This window comes from Cellulomonas sp. NPDC055163 (assembly GCF_053607065.1).
Window position 1 is genome coordinate 160,580 of sequence record NZ_JBSGSU010000002.1, and the last position, 14,364, is coordinate 174,943.

Sequence of the window (14,364 nt, forward strand, 5' to 3'; positions counted from 1 at the left end):
CGCGCATGGCGAAGCAGGCGCGGCGCGCGCAGGTGCTCCGCGTCGCCCAGGAGCTGTTCGCGGGCGACGGCTTCCACCACGTCTCGATGGACGACATCGCGGACCGGGCCGAGGTCAGCAAGCCCGTCCTGTACCGCCACTTCCCCTCGAAGCTCGACCTCTACCTCGCGGTGATCGACCAGCGCGGGCAGGCCCTCGTGGACGCGATCGAGACGGCCGTGGAGCCGATCGAGCGCGGGCCCGTGCAGCCGGGCGACGGGCGCGACGTGGTCATGGCGATCGTGCGCGCGTACGTCGAGTTCGTCGACGGCGCCGGGGAGTCCTCGACGCTGCTGTTCGAGTCCGACGTCACGCACGACGCCGACGTCCGCACACGCGTCGAGCACGCCACCACCGAGGCCGCGCGGCGCATCGCCGTCGTCCTCGAGGACGTCACCGGCCTGCCGCCGGGGAGCACCGCGATGCTCGCGACGTCCCTGACCGCGATGGCGCAGGTCGCCGCGACGCACCGGCTCCGGGTCGCGGGGGCGCCGTCCGCCGACGAGACAGCGGAGCTGGTCGGACGCCTCGCGTGGGGCGGGGTCGCCGGGCTCATCCGACCGGACTTCGAGTACGACGGATCTGCCTAGGATGACGGAGCGGTCCGCGCGACGAGCGCTGGCCGTACGACCCGCGCTCGTCGGTGCGGGGCGAGGAGAGCTGCGAGGAGACGGTTTCAGTGGACATCACGATCGGCGTGCAGAACCTCCCGCGCGAGCTGGTGGTCGAGTCCGACCAGACGGCGGAGCAGGTCGCCGCAGCCGTCGCTGCCGCGCTCGAGAGCAAGACGGTGCTCGAGCTCGTCGACACCAAGGGCCGGCGCGTCATCGTCCCGGTCGCGACGCTCGGCTATGTCGAGATCGGCGCGGAGTCGAAGGGTCGCGTGGGCTTCGGCACCCTCTGACCCGGCACGGACCAGGGCCCGGCGCGGCCGACCGCGCCGGGTCTCGTGCTGTCCGGGTCCCGTGCAACCCGCCAGGGGCGCGCCGGGGAACGGCGCACCCGGCCGCGCTGTGGCCGGGTGGATCCCGTGTCAGGCGGTGAGGCCCAGGCGCCCCATCCGGCGCGTGTGCTGTGCGGTGAGCTCGCCGAAGAGCCGGGCCGAGCCGTCGCCGCTCTGCGCGCCGTCGGACGCGGCGGCGGCGAGCCGGGCGAGCCCGGGGCGCGTCGCGAGCAGGTTCTGCACGACGCCGAGGGCCTCCCCCACGAGCCGGCGGCCCCACAGCGCGAGCCGCGAGACGAGCACCTCGTCGTCGGCGCGCGCCACGTCGAGCTCGGCGACCGCGAGCTCGGTGTGCCCGACGTCGCCGAGCACGTCGAGCACCAGCGCCCGCGACTCCTCGTCGAGCGACGCCGCGGCGTGCCGGCAGAAGTCGTCGGCGACGCCGTACCCGACGTACGCGGTGAGCAGCCGCTCCCACCACGTGCTCGGGGCGGTGCGGGCGTCGAAGTCGTCGAGCACGTGCGCGAACGAGCCGAGGACCGCCTCGGGGTCGCCCCCGAGCTCGGCGACGCGCGCGAGGACCCGGTCCCGCCGCTCGACGCTCGTCGCCGCGAAGCGTGTGAGCTGGAGGCGCTGGGCGAGCGTCGGGGCGAGCGCGGCGTCGGCCGCGAGGCGCGCGAACGCGACCAGCTCGAGCTGGGCGACGAGGCCCAGCAGCTCGAGGGTGTCGGCGCTCTGGGCGGCCTGCGTGCCGGTCGGAAGCGTCTCGGTCATCCGCAGATCGTAACGCCGCGACGCTCCCGGGTGACCGGCCTCACAGCCGCCCGGACGGGCGTCCGGTAGCATCGAGCGCGTACATCGGTTGCCCGGTCGTCTCGACCGCCTCGTGCCTCCACCGCCCTCGCCGCTCGCGAGCGCCGCGTCGTCACGAACTGACATTCACGATCGGCTGCCGGCCAACCACGTGGCGATGCCCGTCTCCTGACCCGGCCCGTGCGCCGGAGGGACTCGTGCGGCTCGCCACCACACGAGTGAAGAGTCGCCTGTGACCACCATCGATCCCGCTCTCCCCGCCGACGCCACCACCGTCGAGGGCCTGCCCCTGCTGGACGAGGCCACCTCCACCTCCAGCAGCGTGCAGGCGAGCAACCCGTCGTTCGCGGACTTCGACGTCCGCCCGGAGATCGTCGCGGCGCTCGCCGCGGCCGGCATCACGCACCCCTTCCCGATCCAGGCGATGACGCTGCCGGTCGCGCTCTCGGGCCACGACATCATCGGCCAGGCCAAGACGGGTACCGGCAAGACCCTGGGCTTCGGCGTCCCGCTGCTGCACCGCGTCGTCGCGCCGGGCGAGCCCGGGTTCGACGAGCTGCCGGCGCCCGGCAAGCCGCAGGCGCTCGTCGTCGTCCCGACCCGCGAGCTCGCGGTCCAGGTCGCCGGCGACCTCATGACCGCGTCGGCGAAGCGCTCGGTCCGCATCGTGCAGCTCTACGGCGGCCGCGCGTACGAGCCGCAGGTCGACGCGCTCACGACCGGCGTCGAGGTCGTCGTCGGGACCCCGGGCCGCATGATCGACCTGCTCAACCAGGGCTACCTCGACCTGTCGCGCGTGCGGTGCGTCGTGCTCGACGAGGCCGACGAGATGCTCGACCTGGGCTTCCTGCCCGACGTCGAGAGGCTCCTCTCGCGCACGCCCGCGTCGCGCCACACCATGCTGTTCTCGGCGACGATGCCGGGTGCGGTCGTCGCGATGGCGCGCCGCTACATGACGCAGCCGACGCACATCCGCGCGAACGACCCCGACGACGGCGGCCAGACCGTCAAGAACATCAAGCAGGTCGTCTACCGTGCGCACGCGCTCGACAAGGTCGAGGTGCTCGCGCGCCTGCTGCAGTCGGAGGGCCGCGGCCTGACGATCGTCTTCGCCCGCACCAAGCGCACCGCCGCGAAGGTCGCGGACGACCTCATCGAGCGCGGGTTCGCCGCGGGCGCGATCCACGGCGACCTGGGCCAGGGCGCGCGCGAGCAGGCGCTGCGCGCGTTCCGCAACGGCAAGGTCGACGTGCTGGTCGCCACGGACGTCGCGGCGCGCGGGATCGACGTCGACGACGTCACGCACGTCGTGAACTACCAGTGCCCCGAGGACGAGAAGACCTACCTGCACCGCACCGGCCGCACCGGCCGCGCGGGCAACAAGGGCACCGCGGTCACGTTCGTCGACTGGGACGACGTCCCGCGCTGGGGCCTGATCAACAAGGCGCTCGAGCTGGGCATCCCGGAGCCCGTCGAGACGTACTCGAGCTCGCCGCACCTGTTCACGGACCTCAACATCCCGGCCGGGACGAAGGGGCGGCTGCCGAAGTCGGCGCAGACGCGCGCGGGGCTCGACGCCGAGAAGCTCGAGGACCTGGGCGAGACCGGCAAGCGGCACACGTCTGCGGGCGGGCGCTCGGCCGGGCGCGACGGTGGCCGCGACAGCGGTGGGCGCGACAGCGGCGGGCGCGACAGCGGCGGGCGTGGCCGGGGTGCGCGTGACGGCGCTCCGCGCGAGAGCGGCACACGTGACGCCGGCGCACGCGAGGGTGCTCCCCGTGAGGGTGGCCGCTCGCGCAGCCGCGGTCGTGGCGGACGCGACGCCGTCGAGACGACCGAGGGCGCGACGACCGCGCCGACCAACCCGCAGGAGCCCGTGACGACGCCGGACTCCGGTGACGCCCCGGCAGCCGACCGCCCTCGCCGCAACCGCAACCGCCGCCGCACGCGCGGTGGCGGCTCGGGTGCGACGGGCGCGCCGGGCCAGGAGTCGTCGGCTCCCGCGCAGGAGTCGCCCGCCCAGGGCTGACCCACCCCGCACGTCGACGGGCCGTCCGCTCACCGAGCGGGCGGCCCGTCGTGCTGCGCGGCCGGCGAGCGACGCCGGGGCGCGCACGCCAGGATGTCCCGCGTGGCCCTCTACGCGCAGACCCCGTGGCGTCGTGCACGCCAGCTCGTCGGTGACCTGCTCGTGGTCGCATGGGTCGTCGCGTGGGTGCGCGCGGGCCTGTGGGTGCACGAGTCGGTCAGCCGGCTCGGCGCCCCGGGGCGCACGCTCGAGGACGCCGGGTCCTCGCTCTCCGACAGCCTCGGGTCGGCGGGCGAGACCGTCGCCCGGGTCCCGCTCGTCGGCGACGACGCCCGCGCCCCGTTCGACGCGGCGGGCGGCGCCGCCGACTCCATCGCCCGCGCGGGGGTCGAGGTCCAGGAGGGTGCGGCGCACCTCGCGCTGCTGCTCGGCATCGTCGTCGTGGCCGTCCCGGTGCTGCTCGTGCTCGGCGCCTGGCTGCGCGCACGCGTGCGGTTCGTCAGCCGGTCCCGGGCCGCGTCGCGCATCCTCGACTCCGCCGCCGACCTCGACCTGTTCGCGCTGCGCGCGCTCGCGACCCAGCCCGTCCGGGCGCTCGCCGGGGTGAGCGACGACCCGGCCGACGCGTGGCGACGGCGCGACCCCGAGGTGCTGCGTGCGCTCGCGGCGCTCGAGCTCCGGTCCCTCGGGCTGCGGCCACCGGCGCCGCCGCGCGGCTGAGCCGGCAGGCCCCGGGTCGGCGGCTCCCGACGAGCCGACAGACCCCCAGGTCGCCGGCTCCCGACGAGCGCCGGGCGGCCCGGCCGACCGAGCCGCCGGACGGCAGGCCGGTCAGCCCTCCAGCACGAACGCCCGCACCGCGTCCGCCACGAGCTGCACCGCGATCGCCGCGAGCAGGAGCCCGGCGATGCGCGTGACGAGGATGACGCCGGAGTCCCCGAGCACCCGGTGGATCACGTTGGCGAACCGCATCGCGAGGTAGAGGCACAGGTGCACCGCCAGCACGCCGAGCCCGATCGCGACCCAGTCGGCCGTCGACCCGTCGGTCGCCTGCACGAAGACCATCGTCGCGACGATCGCGCCCGGCCCCGCGAGCAGCGGCGTGCCGAGCGGCACGAGCGCCACGTTGACGTTCCCGTTCCCCGACGGCTCGGGCTCCTCCATCTTCCCGGTCAGCAGCTCCATGGCCACGAGCAGCAGCAGGAGCCCACCGGACGCCTGGAGCGCCGGCAGGGAGATGTGCATGTAGGCGAGCAGCTGCTGGCCGAACACCGCGAACGACACGATGACGCCGAACGCCACGAGGATCGCCTGGCGCGCCGCGCGGTTGCGCTGCTGCCGGGTCATCGTGCTGGTCAGGCCCAGGAAGATCGGCACCGTGCCAGGCGGGTCCATGATGACGAACAGGGTGATGAAGACCTCGCTGAGGAGGCGCAGGTCGACGACGTCGTTCACGGGCGCACCACTGGCACGGCCCCTTCCTTCTCGATGTCCGCGAGTACGGACGGCTGGGTCAGGTTCTCGCCGAGGCGGTTGGTCTTGCCGGTGCCGTGGTAGTCGCTGGACCCGGTCACCAGCAGCCCGAGCCGCTCGGCGACGCCGGTCAGGCGCTCGCGCTGCGCGGGCCCGTGGTCGCGGTGGTGCACCTCGAGCCCGGCGAGCCCGACGGCGGCGAGCTCGTCGAACACCGCGTCGGGCACGATGCGACCGCGGCCGTCCGCGCCGGGGTGGGCGAAGACCGGCACTCCCCCGGCGGCCCGCACCGCCCGCACCGCGTCGACCGCCGACGGGGCGTAGTGCGGCACGTGGTACGGCCCGTCGCTGCGCAGGAGCTCGGCGAAGGCGGCGTCCCGGCTCGTGACGACCCCGAGACGCACGAGCGCGTCGGCGATGTGCGGGCGGCCGACGACCGTGCCGGGGCTCGTGTGCTCGAGCACGTCCTCCCAGGTGATCGGGTGGTCGGCGGCGATGAGGTCGACCATCGCGCGGGCCCGCCCGTCGCGCGCGACGCGGGTGCGCTCGAGCTCGGCGACCAGCGCGGGGTGCGTCGGGTCCTGCAGGTAGGCGAGCAGGTGCACGCTGACGCCGCGCGCCCGCGCCGAGACCTCCGTCCCGCGGACCAGCGCCACCCCGTGCTCGCGCGCCGCCCGCTCGGCCTCGGCCCAGCCCGCGGTCGTGTCGTGGTCCGTGAGGGCGACGACGTCGAGGCCCGCGCGGGCGGCGGACGCGACGACCTCGGCGGGCGGCTCGGTCCCGTCCGAGGCGGTCGAGTGGGTGTGGAGGTCGATGCGCACGGGCTCAACCCTAGGGGCGCACGTCCACGTGCTGAGACCGCGGGTGCGGTGCGGCGGCGGGTTCACCTCCTCGGGGCCCGCCGGCACGCCCGCGCCCGCGTCCGCGCCCGCCCACGGCGCCCCTCGCGCAAGCATCGTCCCGGAGGGTCGCGGTGGGTGCGCGGTGGGAGGATGGACGTCATGACCGACGGCCAGACCCCCGAGACGTCCGCGCCCGCGCAGCCCACCCCGCAGCCCGGCGACCAGCCCCTCGAGGCGCGCGGCTCCAACCGCTCGCAGCGCCCGGACTCGCGCGCCTTCACCGAGTTCATCACCTCCGGCTGGGGCCCGCGCGCGGCGACGACCGCGACCCCGTCGCCGGCCGCGCCGTACACCGCGGTCCGCCGCGCCCGGCTCGGCGCGCAGTTCCCCGGGGCGCGCGTCGTCGTCCCCGCGGGCTCGTTCAAGGTCCGCTCGAACGACACCGACTACCGTTTCCGGCCGCACTCCGCGTTCACGCACCTCACGGGGCTCGGCGCGGAGCAGGAGCCCGACGCCGTCCTCGTGCTGCACCCGGTGGACAGCGCGCACCGCGCGGCTCCGGGCGGGTCCGCTGCCGACGACGCCGCTCCCGACGGCGCGGCGGTCACGTCCGCGACGCACCGCGCGGTCCTGTACGTGCGCCCGCTCGCCGGCCGGGACACCGAGGAGTTCTTCTCCGACTCGCGCTACGGCGAGTTCTGGGTCGGCGCGCGCCCGACCCTCGACGACCTGGCGACGGTCACCGGGATCGAGACCGCGCACCTCGACGACCTGCGCGACGCGCTCGCGAAGGACGTCGGCGAGGGCGGCGTGCAGCTGCTCGTCGTCCCGGACGCCGACGAGGCGGTCGAGGCGGTCGTCGAGGAGATCCGGGCGACCGAGGACGCCGGCCTGACCGACGCCCGGCTCGCGGAGGCGCTGTCCGAGCTGCGCCTGCTCAAGGACGAGCACGAGGTCGCCCAGATGCGCGGGGCCGTCGACGCGACGATCGCGGGCTTCGCCGAGGTGGTGCGCGCGCTCCCCCGCGCGACGGCGCACCGGCGGGGCGAGCGCGTCCTCGAGGGCACGTTCGGCGCGCACGCCCGCGAGGAGGGCAACGCGGTCGGCTACGAGACCATCGCCGCCGCGGGCGAGCACGCGACGACGCTGCACTGGACGGACAACGACGGCCGGGTCCGCGCGGGCGAGCTCGTGCTCGTCGACGCGGGCGTCGAGGTCGACTCGCTCTACACGGCCGACGTGACGCGCACGCTGCCGGTCGACGGGACGTTCACGGAGGTGCAGCGCCGCGTGTACGAGGCGGTGCTCGACGCTGCCGACGCCGCGTTCGCCGTCGCGGTGCCCGGCAACCGCTTCCGCGACGTGCACGCCGCGGCCATGGACGTCATCGCCGAGCGGCTCGGCGCGTGGGGGCTGCTGCCCGTCTCCGTCGAGGAGTCGCTCAGCCCCGAGGGCCAGCAGCACCGCCGCTGGATGGTGCACGGGACGAGCCACCACCTGGGCCTCGACGTGCACGACTGCGCGCTCGCCCGGCGCGAGCTGTACCTCGACGCCGTGATCGAGCCGGGCATGGTGTTCACGATCGAGCCGGGGCTGTACTTCAAGTCCGACGACCTGCTCGTGCCCGAGGAGTACCGCGGCATCGGCGTCCGCATCGAGGACGACGTGCTGATCACGGCCGACGGGAACGAGAACCTCTCGGCCGCGCTCCCCCGGCGGCCCGAGGACGTCGAGGCGTGGATGGCCGGGCTGCTGGGCTGAGCCTCAGGCCCGGGCGGCCGGCGCCGGCAGCGCGGGCCGCCCGGGTCCCGGTCGCTCGGGGCGGGACGGCCGACGCGCGGACGGCTCGCGCTCGGACCGCTGGCGCCCGGACCGCTCGGGGCGCGACGGCGTCGGGCCGGACAGCTCACGCTCGGACGGCTCCGGCTCGGGCGGCTCCGTCGCGTGCGCCGCGGGGAGCGTGAGGGCGAGCGGATCCTCCCGGACGAGACCGAGCGCCCGGCGCACAGCGCCGAGGTGCACCCCGTCCGCCCCGAGCGTCGACGCCACGACCTCGGGCACGGGCAGGTGCATGTACGCCGCGAGGCTCGCGGTCGTGCGCTCGAGCACGGGTCCGGCGCTGGCCGCGACCGCGCCGCCGACGATCACGCGCTCGACGTCGAGCAGCCCGCCGAGCACCGCGCACACCCGCGCGAGCCGGTCGCCGAGACGGTCGACGACACGCTGGGCGTCCCGGTCCCCCGCGAGCGCGGCGGCGGCGACGTCGGCGAACTCCGGCTCGGCGGGCAGCCGCCGGCGCAGCCGTGCGAGCCCGGCGTCCTCGGCGAGCCACTGCCGCACGGTGGCCGCGAGCCCGGACGCGGAGCCGACGCCGTCGACGAGGTCGAGCACGTGCAGCTCGCCCGCGCCGCCGTGCCGCCCGCGCAGCAGCACACCGTCGACCATGAGCCCGGCCCCGAAGCGCTCGCCCGAGAGCAGGGTCACGAACGAGCGGGCACCGACGCCGGCACCGACCGCGCCCTCGGCGACGGCCGCGAGGTTGGCGTCGTTGTCGACGACGACCCGGCGGCCGGGGCGGGCGAGCGCCGCGGCGAGGTCGGGGTTCATCCGGGCCCAGAACCCGTCCTCGGTCGACGGCGAGCGACCGAGGGCGTCGGTCGGGGCCGGCACGCCGACGACAGTCACGAGCACCGACCCCGCATCCGCGCCGGCCTCGCGGAGCGCGTCGTCGACCGCGTGCCGCACGCCGCCGACGCGTGTCACCCGGTCCTCCCCGCCGACGTCGAGGACGCGCGTCGCCTGCGCGAGGACCGTGCCGGCGAGGTCGGCGACGGACGCGGTCACGCGGTGCTGCCCGGCGTCGACGCCGACGATGTGCCCGGCGCGGGGGTCGAACGCGTAGCGGCGGGCGGGCCGGCCCTTGGCCGGGTCGCCGGGGAGCCGCTCGGGGGTGAGCTCGCGCAGCCAGCGGTGCTCCACGAGGTCGTCGCACAGCCCGAGGACGGTGGTGCGGGTCAGGCCGGTCGCGTCGATCGCGTCGGTCGCGGTGAAGGGCCCGGCGTCCCAGGCGAAGTCGAGCACCGCCGCGAGGTTGGCGCGGCGGAGCTGCTGCGGGGACCCCGAGATCACGGACACCTCTTGACCTTACGGGCGGTGTGGGCTCATGCTCGTTATATCCAGTACTTAGATTTACTGTCTGGATCAAGCAAGGGCCGCGCTCGCACCCGGCACCGCCGGGGCACCGACGAGGAGACGACGACGTGCCTTCCCTGCCCTCACCACCGCCCGCAGACCCCGGCGGTCGCCCGCGGGACCTGTCCCGGCGGACCTTCCTGCGCGGCCTCGGCGCCGCTGCCACCGGCCTCGCACTGACCGGCTGCGCCCGCGGCTCGGGCGCCGGCTCCGGCGTCACCGAGATCACCTTCTTCCAGTCGAAGCCCGAGGTCATCGGGTACTTCGACGGGCTCATCGAGCAGTTCCACGAGTCCCAGTCCCGCGTGCGCGTCCGGCACGACGCGACGTCGAACCTCGCCGGCTCGTTCGTCCGCGAGTCGCCGCCGGACATCGGGCTGCTCAACTACAACTTCGAGATCTCCCGGTACGTCGAGCGCGGCGTGCTGAGCGACCTCGGCGACCTGCCCGAGGCCGCGCGGGTCAAGGCGGACCTGCTGCCGCTGATCGACGTCACCGCGAGCTACCCCGGCCGCACGAGCGTGCTCCCGTACTCGCTCATGGCCGCGGCAGTCCTCTACAACCGCGAGATCTTCGCGCAGCAGGGGCTCACCCCGCCCACCACCTGGAGCGAGTTCACCGCCGTCTGCGAGGCGCTCGTGTCGGCCGGCATCACGCCGCTGTACAGCACCTACCGGGACCCGTGGACCGTCGCGCAGGGCCACTTCGACTACGCCGTCGGCGGGATGGTCGACACCACCGAGTTCTTCACCGACCTCGAGGCGCAGGGCGCCGACGTCGGGTCCTCCTCGCCCGTGTCGTTCGAGAAGCAGCTCCGCGAGCCCGTCGAGCGCATGGTCCGGCTCGCGGGCTGGACCAACGACGACGCCCCGAGCCGCGGGTACGGCGACGGCAACCTCGCGTTCGCCCGCGGCGAGGCCGCGATGTACCTGCAGGGCCCCTGGGCGCTCACCGAGATCGCGAAGACCAACCCCGACCTCGACGTCGGCGCGTTCCCGCTCCCGATGACCGAGGACCCCGCCGACCGGCGGGTGCGCGTCAACGTCGACCTCGCGCTGTGGATCCCCGAGGCCTCGCCTCGCAAGGCGGCGGCGCGCGAGTTCCTGCAGTTCCTCATGCAGCCCGAGGTCATCGACCGGTACAACGCCGACAACCTGGGCTTCGGCGTCACCGAGGACGCCGCGCCGGTCACGAACGCGACGCTCGTCGAGCTCCAGGAGTACTACGACCGCGCGGACTTCTACGTCGGCGCCTCGCAGCTCGTGCCGCAGTCGATCCCGCTGCAGAACTACACGCAGTCCCTCATCACCGGCGCCGACCCCGGCTCGGTCCTGCGACGGGTCGACGCCGACTGGTCGCGCCTGGCCTTCCGCTCCTGACCCGAACCCCGGCTCGACCCGCACAGAACCGGAGACCCCGCATGGCGACCACCACAGCGCCGCAGGCCGCACGCCGCGACCTCGCGGCACCGGCCCGCCCGCACCGCAGGCGCCCCGGCGCCGGACGCACGCACTACCTCTTCCTCGTGCCCGCGCTCGTCCTGTTCACGCTCGCGATCACCCTCCCCGCGGTCATGGGCGTCACGCTGAGCTTCACGAACTCCGTCGGCTTCGGCGAGTTCCAGTTCACCGGCCTGACGAACTACGTCGCGCTGTTCTCCGACCCGGCGATCCTGGCCTCGTACGCGTTCACCGTCGGGTTCGCGCTCGTGACCGTGCTCGTGGTGAACGTCGTGGCGTTCCTGCTCGCGGTCGGGCTCACCTCGAAGATCCGCGCGCGCGTGGCGCTGCGCGCCGTGTTCGTGCTCCCCATGGTCATCTCGGGCATCGTCATCGCGTACGTGTTCGCGTTCCTGTTCTCGAACTCCCTGCCGCGCGTGGCCGAGGCCGTCGGGTTCGGGCCGCTCGAGACCAGCATGCTCGCCAACCCGGACCTCGCGTGGGTCACCATCGTGATCGTCACCGCGTGGCAGGCGATCCCCTCGGCGCTGCTCATCTACGTCGCCGGCATCCTGTCGATCCCCGGCGAGGTCTACGAGGCAGCGTCGCTCGACGGCGCGAGCGCGGGACGGCGGCTGCGGTCGATCACCCTGCCGCTCGTCGCGGGGTACGTCCTCATCAACATCGTCATCGGGTTCAAGAACTTCCTCAACGCCTACGACATCATCGTCGGCCTGACCAACGGCGGTCCGGGCACCGCGACCCGCAGCGTCGCGATGACGATCTTCTCCGGCTTCACCGGCGGCGACTACGCCTACCAGATGGCGAACGCGACGATCTTCTTCCTCATCGCGGTCGTCCTCGCCCTCGTCCAGCTCCGTCTCACCCGTGGGAAGGCGGCCCTCTGATGACCGACCAGACGCTCCGCACGACAGCCCCCGCCCAGGTCCCCGTCCTGCGCACGCGGACCCTCCGGAACCGCGACCGCGACGACCGCACGAACCGGCCGGGCCTCGTCGTCCTGCTGCTGTGCTCGGTCGCGGTGCTCGCCCCGCTCTACGCCACGGTGACGATGGCGTTCAAGACCACGCAGCAGTCCGTCGACGGGAACGCGTTCTCGCTCCCGTCGCCGGTCAGCGTCGACGGGTTCGTCGAGGCGTGGCGGCTGACGAACTTCCCGCGCGGGTTCACCATCTCCGTGCTCGTCACCCTCGTCACGGTCGTGGGGACGGTCCTGCTGAGCTCGCTCGCGGCGTACGCGATCTCGCGGAACTGGGACCGCCGGTTCTTCCGCTGGTCGTTCTTCTACCTGCTCGCGGCGATGTTCCTGCCGTTCCCGGTGCTCGCGCTGTCGCAGGTCAAGCTCACCGGGATGGTCGGGCTCGCCAACCCGGGCGGCGTCGCGCTGCTGCACGTGATGTTCCAGCTCTCGTTCAGCGTCATGCTGTTCACCGCGTTCCTGCGCTCGGTGCCCGAGGAGCTCGAGGAGAGCGCGCGGCTCGACGGCGCGTCGACGTGGCAGGTGTTCCGCCGGGTCGTCTTCCCGTTGCTCGCCCCCATGAGCGCGACCGTCGCGATCTTCGCGTTCCTGGCCTCGTGGAACGACTTCATGATGCCGTCGCTGATCATCGCCGACGCCACGCAGCAGACGCTCCCGGTCCTGCAGAGCGTGTTCCAGACCCAGTTCAGCAGCAACTACAACGTCGCGTTCGCCTCGTACCTCATGGCCATGGCGCCCGCGATCGTCGTCTACCTGTTCACGCAGCGCTGGGTCATGGCGGGCGTGACCCAGGGCGCCATCAAGTAGCGCGCGTCCCCGAGCGAACCGACGCTGGAGACGGCCCACCGTCCGTCCCCCGAACCCCACGAACCTCGAACCCCGAGAGAGACGAGAACCCTCCATGACCGACGTGACCGACGTCCTCGACGCCCGTGCGACGCCCGACCTGGGCCGTGACGGTGCCGCCTGGTGGCGCCAGGCCGCCGTCTACCAGATCTACCCGCGCTCGTTCGCGGACTCCGGAGCCGACGGCATCGGCGACCTGCCCGGCATCACGCGCCGCGTGCCGTACCTCTCGCGCCTCGGTGTCGACGCGGTCTGGCTCAGCCCGTTCTACCCCTCGGCGCTCGCCGACGGCGGGTACGACGTCGACGACTACCGCGCGGTCGACCCGCGCCTGGGCACGCTGGACGACTTCGACGAGCTCGTCGCGGCGCTGCACGGCGCCGGGATCAAGGTCGTCGTCGACCTCGTGCCCAACCACACCTCCGACCGGCACGTGTGGTTCCCGGAGGCGCTCGCGTCCCCGAAGGGCTCCCCGGCCCGCGACCGGTACGTCTTCCGCGACGGCACGGGCCCCGACGGCTCGCTGCCGCCCGCCGACTGGACCTCGACGTTCGGCGGGCCCGCGTGGGAGCCCGTCGGCGACGGCCAGTGGTACCTGCACTACTTCGCCAAGGAGCAGCCCGACCTCAACTGGAAGAACCGCGAGGTGCGCGACGACTTCCTCACGACGCTGCGGTTCTGGTCCGACCGCGGGGTCGACGGCTTCCGCGTGGACGTCGCGCACGGCCTGGCGAAGAACCTGCCCGACGCGCTGCCGACCCAGGCCGAGCTCGACACGCACCCCAAGGACGGCACGCACCCGCTGTGGGACCGCGACGACGTGCACGAGATCTACGCCGAGTGGCGCGAGGTCTTCAACTCCTACGACCCGCCGCGCACCGCAGTCGCCGAGGCGTGGGTCGACGCGTCCCGCCGCGCCCGGTACGCGAGCGCCGAGGGCCTGGGCCAGGCGTTCAACTTCGACCTGCTCGAGGCCGACTTCGACGCGGCGCAGTTCGGGGAGATCATCACGTTCAACCTCGAGCTCGCCGCGGAGTCCGGCTCGTCGACCACGTGGGTCCTGTCCAACCACGACGTCGTGCGCCACGCGACGCGGTACGGGCTCCCCGCACGCGGCGCGAGCACCGACAAGCAGGGCAGCGCGTGGCTGCTCGCGCGCGGGGCGGAGCCGGCGCTCGACCACGAGCTCGGGCTGCGCCGGGCGCGGGCCGCGTCGCTCCTGCAGCTCGCGCTGCCCGGCTCGTCGTACCTCTACCAGGGCGAGGAGCTCGGCCTGCACGAGGTTCCCGACATCCCGGACGAGGCGCGCCAGGACCCGTCGTTCTTCCGCAACCCCGGCGTCGACGCGGGGCGTGACGGCTGCCGGGTGCCGCTGCCGTGGACGCGCGACGGGGTCGCGTTCGGCTTCAGCGCGGCCGCGCCGTTCCTGCCGCAGCCGGGGTGGTTCGGGGACCTCTCGGTCGAGGCGCAGGAGGACGACCCGGCGTCCACGCTGACCCTGTACCGCGACGCGCTCGCTCTGCGGCACGAGCTGCAGGGCGACGAGACCCTGACGTGGGTGACGACGAGCCGGGCCGACGTGCTCGCGTACCGGCGCTCGGGCGGCTGGCTGTGCGTGACGAACTTCGGCGACCGGCCCGCGCCGCTGCCCGCCGGGGAGGTCCTGCTCAGCAGCGCGCCGCTCGAGGGCGGCGCCCTGCCGGGGGCGACGACGGCGTGGCTGCGGGAGCCGGCGGCCTGACCTGCGG

13 protein-coding genes are annotated in these 14,364 nt (G+C 74.3%); 9 read left to right on the plus strand and 4 right to left on the minus strand.

All coding sequences use genetic code 11. From position 1 onward, the window contains the following. Positions 1-5: 5 nt before the first annotated feature. Positions 6-629: a TetR/AcrR family transcriptional regulator gene (locus ACWFNE_RS04455; protein ID WP_452121257.1), complete on the plus strand. Its 624-nt coding sequence runs from the start codon at positions 6-8 to the stop codon at positions 627-629. A gap of 89 nt (positions 630-718) precedes the next feature. Further along, positions 719-943, plus strand: coding sequence for a DUF3107 domain-containing protein (locus ACWFNE_RS04460; RefSeq protein WP_452121258.1), 225 nt, complete (start codon positions 719-721; stop codon positions 941-943). Positions 944-1,072: 129 nt separating this feature from the next. Here the strand turns inward: ACWFNE_RS04460 and ACWFNE_RS04465 are convergent, their stop codons facing one another. Continuing rightward, positions 1,073-1,756 (minus strand): ferritin-like fold-containing protein, encoded by a 684-nt coding sequence (locus tag ACWFNE_RS04465; RefSeq protein WP_452121259.1) that lies wholly within the window; start codon positions 1,754-1,756, stop codon positions 1,073-1,075. 271 nt (positions 1,757-2,027) lie between these two features. Between ACWFNE_RS04465 and ACWFNE_RS04470 the strand changes: the two genes are divergently transcribed. Then, positions 2,028-3,824: a DEAD/DEAH box helicase gene (locus tag ACWFNE_RS04470; RefSeq protein WP_452121260.1), complete on the plus strand. Its 1,797-nt coding sequence runs from the start codon at positions 2,028-2,030 to the stop codon at positions 3,822-3,824. A 102-nt stretch (positions 3,825-3,926) separates the two neighbouring features. Next, entirely contained in the window at positions 3,927-4,544 is a 618-nt protein-coding gene (locus ACWFNE_RS04475; RefSeq protein WP_452121261.1) for a hypothetical protein, read from the plus strand. A 111-nt stretch (positions 4,545-4,655) separates the two neighbouring features. Here the strand turns inward: ACWFNE_RS04475 and ACWFNE_RS04480 are convergent, their stop codons facing one another. Together ACWFNE_RS04480 and ACWFNE_RS04485 are read right to left on the minus strand one after the other, a co-directional pair. Beyond that, a complete protein-coding gene (locus ACWFNE_RS04480) occupies positions 4,656-5,279 on the minus strand; it encodes a MarC family protein (protein ID WP_452121262.1) in 624 nt (207 codons plus the stop codon). After that, the gene (locus tag ACWFNE_RS04485) at positions 5,276-6,118 is read right to left on the minus strand and encodes a PHP domain-containing protein (RefSeq protein WP_452121263.1); all 843 of its coding nucleotides are present in this window, start codon (positions 6,116-6,118) and stop codon (positions 5,276-5,278) included. Before ACWFNE_RS04485 ends, ACWFNE_RS04480 begins: the two co-directional genes overlap by 4 nt. Positions 6,119-6,298: 180 nt before the next feature. On the opposite strand from ACWFNE_RS04485, the gene ACWFNE_RS04490 reads away from it, so the two are divergent. Next, positions 6,299-7,900 (plus strand): aminopeptidase P family protein, encoded by a 1,602-nt coding sequence (locus ACWFNE_RS04490; protein ID WP_452121264.1) that lies wholly within the window; start codon positions 6,299-6,301, stop codon positions 7,898-7,900. Between the two features lie 3 nt (positions 7,901-7,903). On the opposite strand, the gene ACWFNE_RS04495 is transcribed toward ACWFNE_RS04490, so the two are convergent. After that, entirely contained in the window at positions 7,904-9,274 is a 1,371-nt protein-coding gene (locus tag ACWFNE_RS04495) for an ROK family protein (protein ID WP_452121265.1), read from the minus strand. Between the two features lie 125 nt (positions 9,275-9,399). On the opposite strand from ACWFNE_RS04495, the gene ACWFNE_RS04500 reads away from it, so the two are divergent. The 4 genes from ACWFNE_RS04500 (at position 9,400) to ACWFNE_RS04515 (ending at position 14,357) form a co-directional block, all read left to right on the plus strand. Then, the gene (locus tag ACWFNE_RS04500) at positions 9,400-10,710 is read left to right on the plus strand and encodes an ABC transporter substrate-binding protein (RefSeq protein ID WP_452121266.1); all 1,311 of its coding nucleotides are present in this window, start codon (positions 9,400-9,402) and stop codon (positions 10,708-10,710) included. A 41-nt stretch (positions 10,711-10,751) separates the two neighbouring features. Continuing rightward, positions 10,752-11,678: a carbohydrate ABC transporter permease gene (locus ACWFNE_RS04505; protein WP_452121267.1), complete on the plus strand. Its 927-nt coding sequence runs from the start codon at positions 10,752-10,754 to the stop codon at positions 11,676-11,678. Continuing rightward, positions 11,678-12,577, plus strand: coding sequence for a carbohydrate ABC transporter permease (locus ACWFNE_RS04510; protein WP_452121268.1), 900 nt, complete (start codon positions 11,678-11,680; stop codon positions 12,575-12,577). The genes ACWFNE_RS04505 and ACWFNE_RS04510 overlap by 1 nt, the downstream gene beginning before the upstream one ends. A 94-nt stretch (positions 12,578-12,671) precedes the next feature. Next, complete coding sequence (locus tag ACWFNE_RS04515; RefSeq protein ID WP_452121269.1) at positions 12,672-14,357, plus strand: glycoside hydrolase family 13 protein; 1,686 nt, start codon at positions 12,672-12,674, stop codon at positions 14,355-14,357. Positions 14,358-14,364 lie beyond the last annotated feature (7 nt).

Coding starts and splice junctions, on each gene's coding strand:
- ACWFNE_RS04455 (WP_452121257.1), top strand. CDS start 6: ATGGCGAAGCAGGCGCGGCGCGCGCAGGTGCTCCGCGTCGCCCAGGAG.
- ACWFNE_RS04465 (WP_452121259.1), bottom strand. CDS start 1,756: ATGACCGAGACGCTTCCGACCGGCACGCAGGCCGCCCAGAGCGCCGAC.
- ACWFNE_RS04490 (WP_452121264.1), top strand. CDS start 6,299: ATGACCGACGGCCAGACCCCCGAGACGTCCGCGCCCGCGCAGCCCACC.
- ACWFNE_RS04505 (WP_452121267.1), top strand. CDS start 10,752: ATGGCGACCACCACAGCGCCGCAGGCCGCACGCCGCGACCTCGCGGCA.
- ACWFNE_RS04510 (WP_452121268.1), top strand. CDS start 11,678: ATGACCGACCAGACGCTCCGCACGACAGCCCCCGCCCAGGTCCCCGTC.
- ACWFNE_RS04515 (WP_452121269.1), top strand. CDS start 12,672: ATGACCGACGTGACCGACGTCCTCGACGCCCGTGCGACGCCCGACCTG.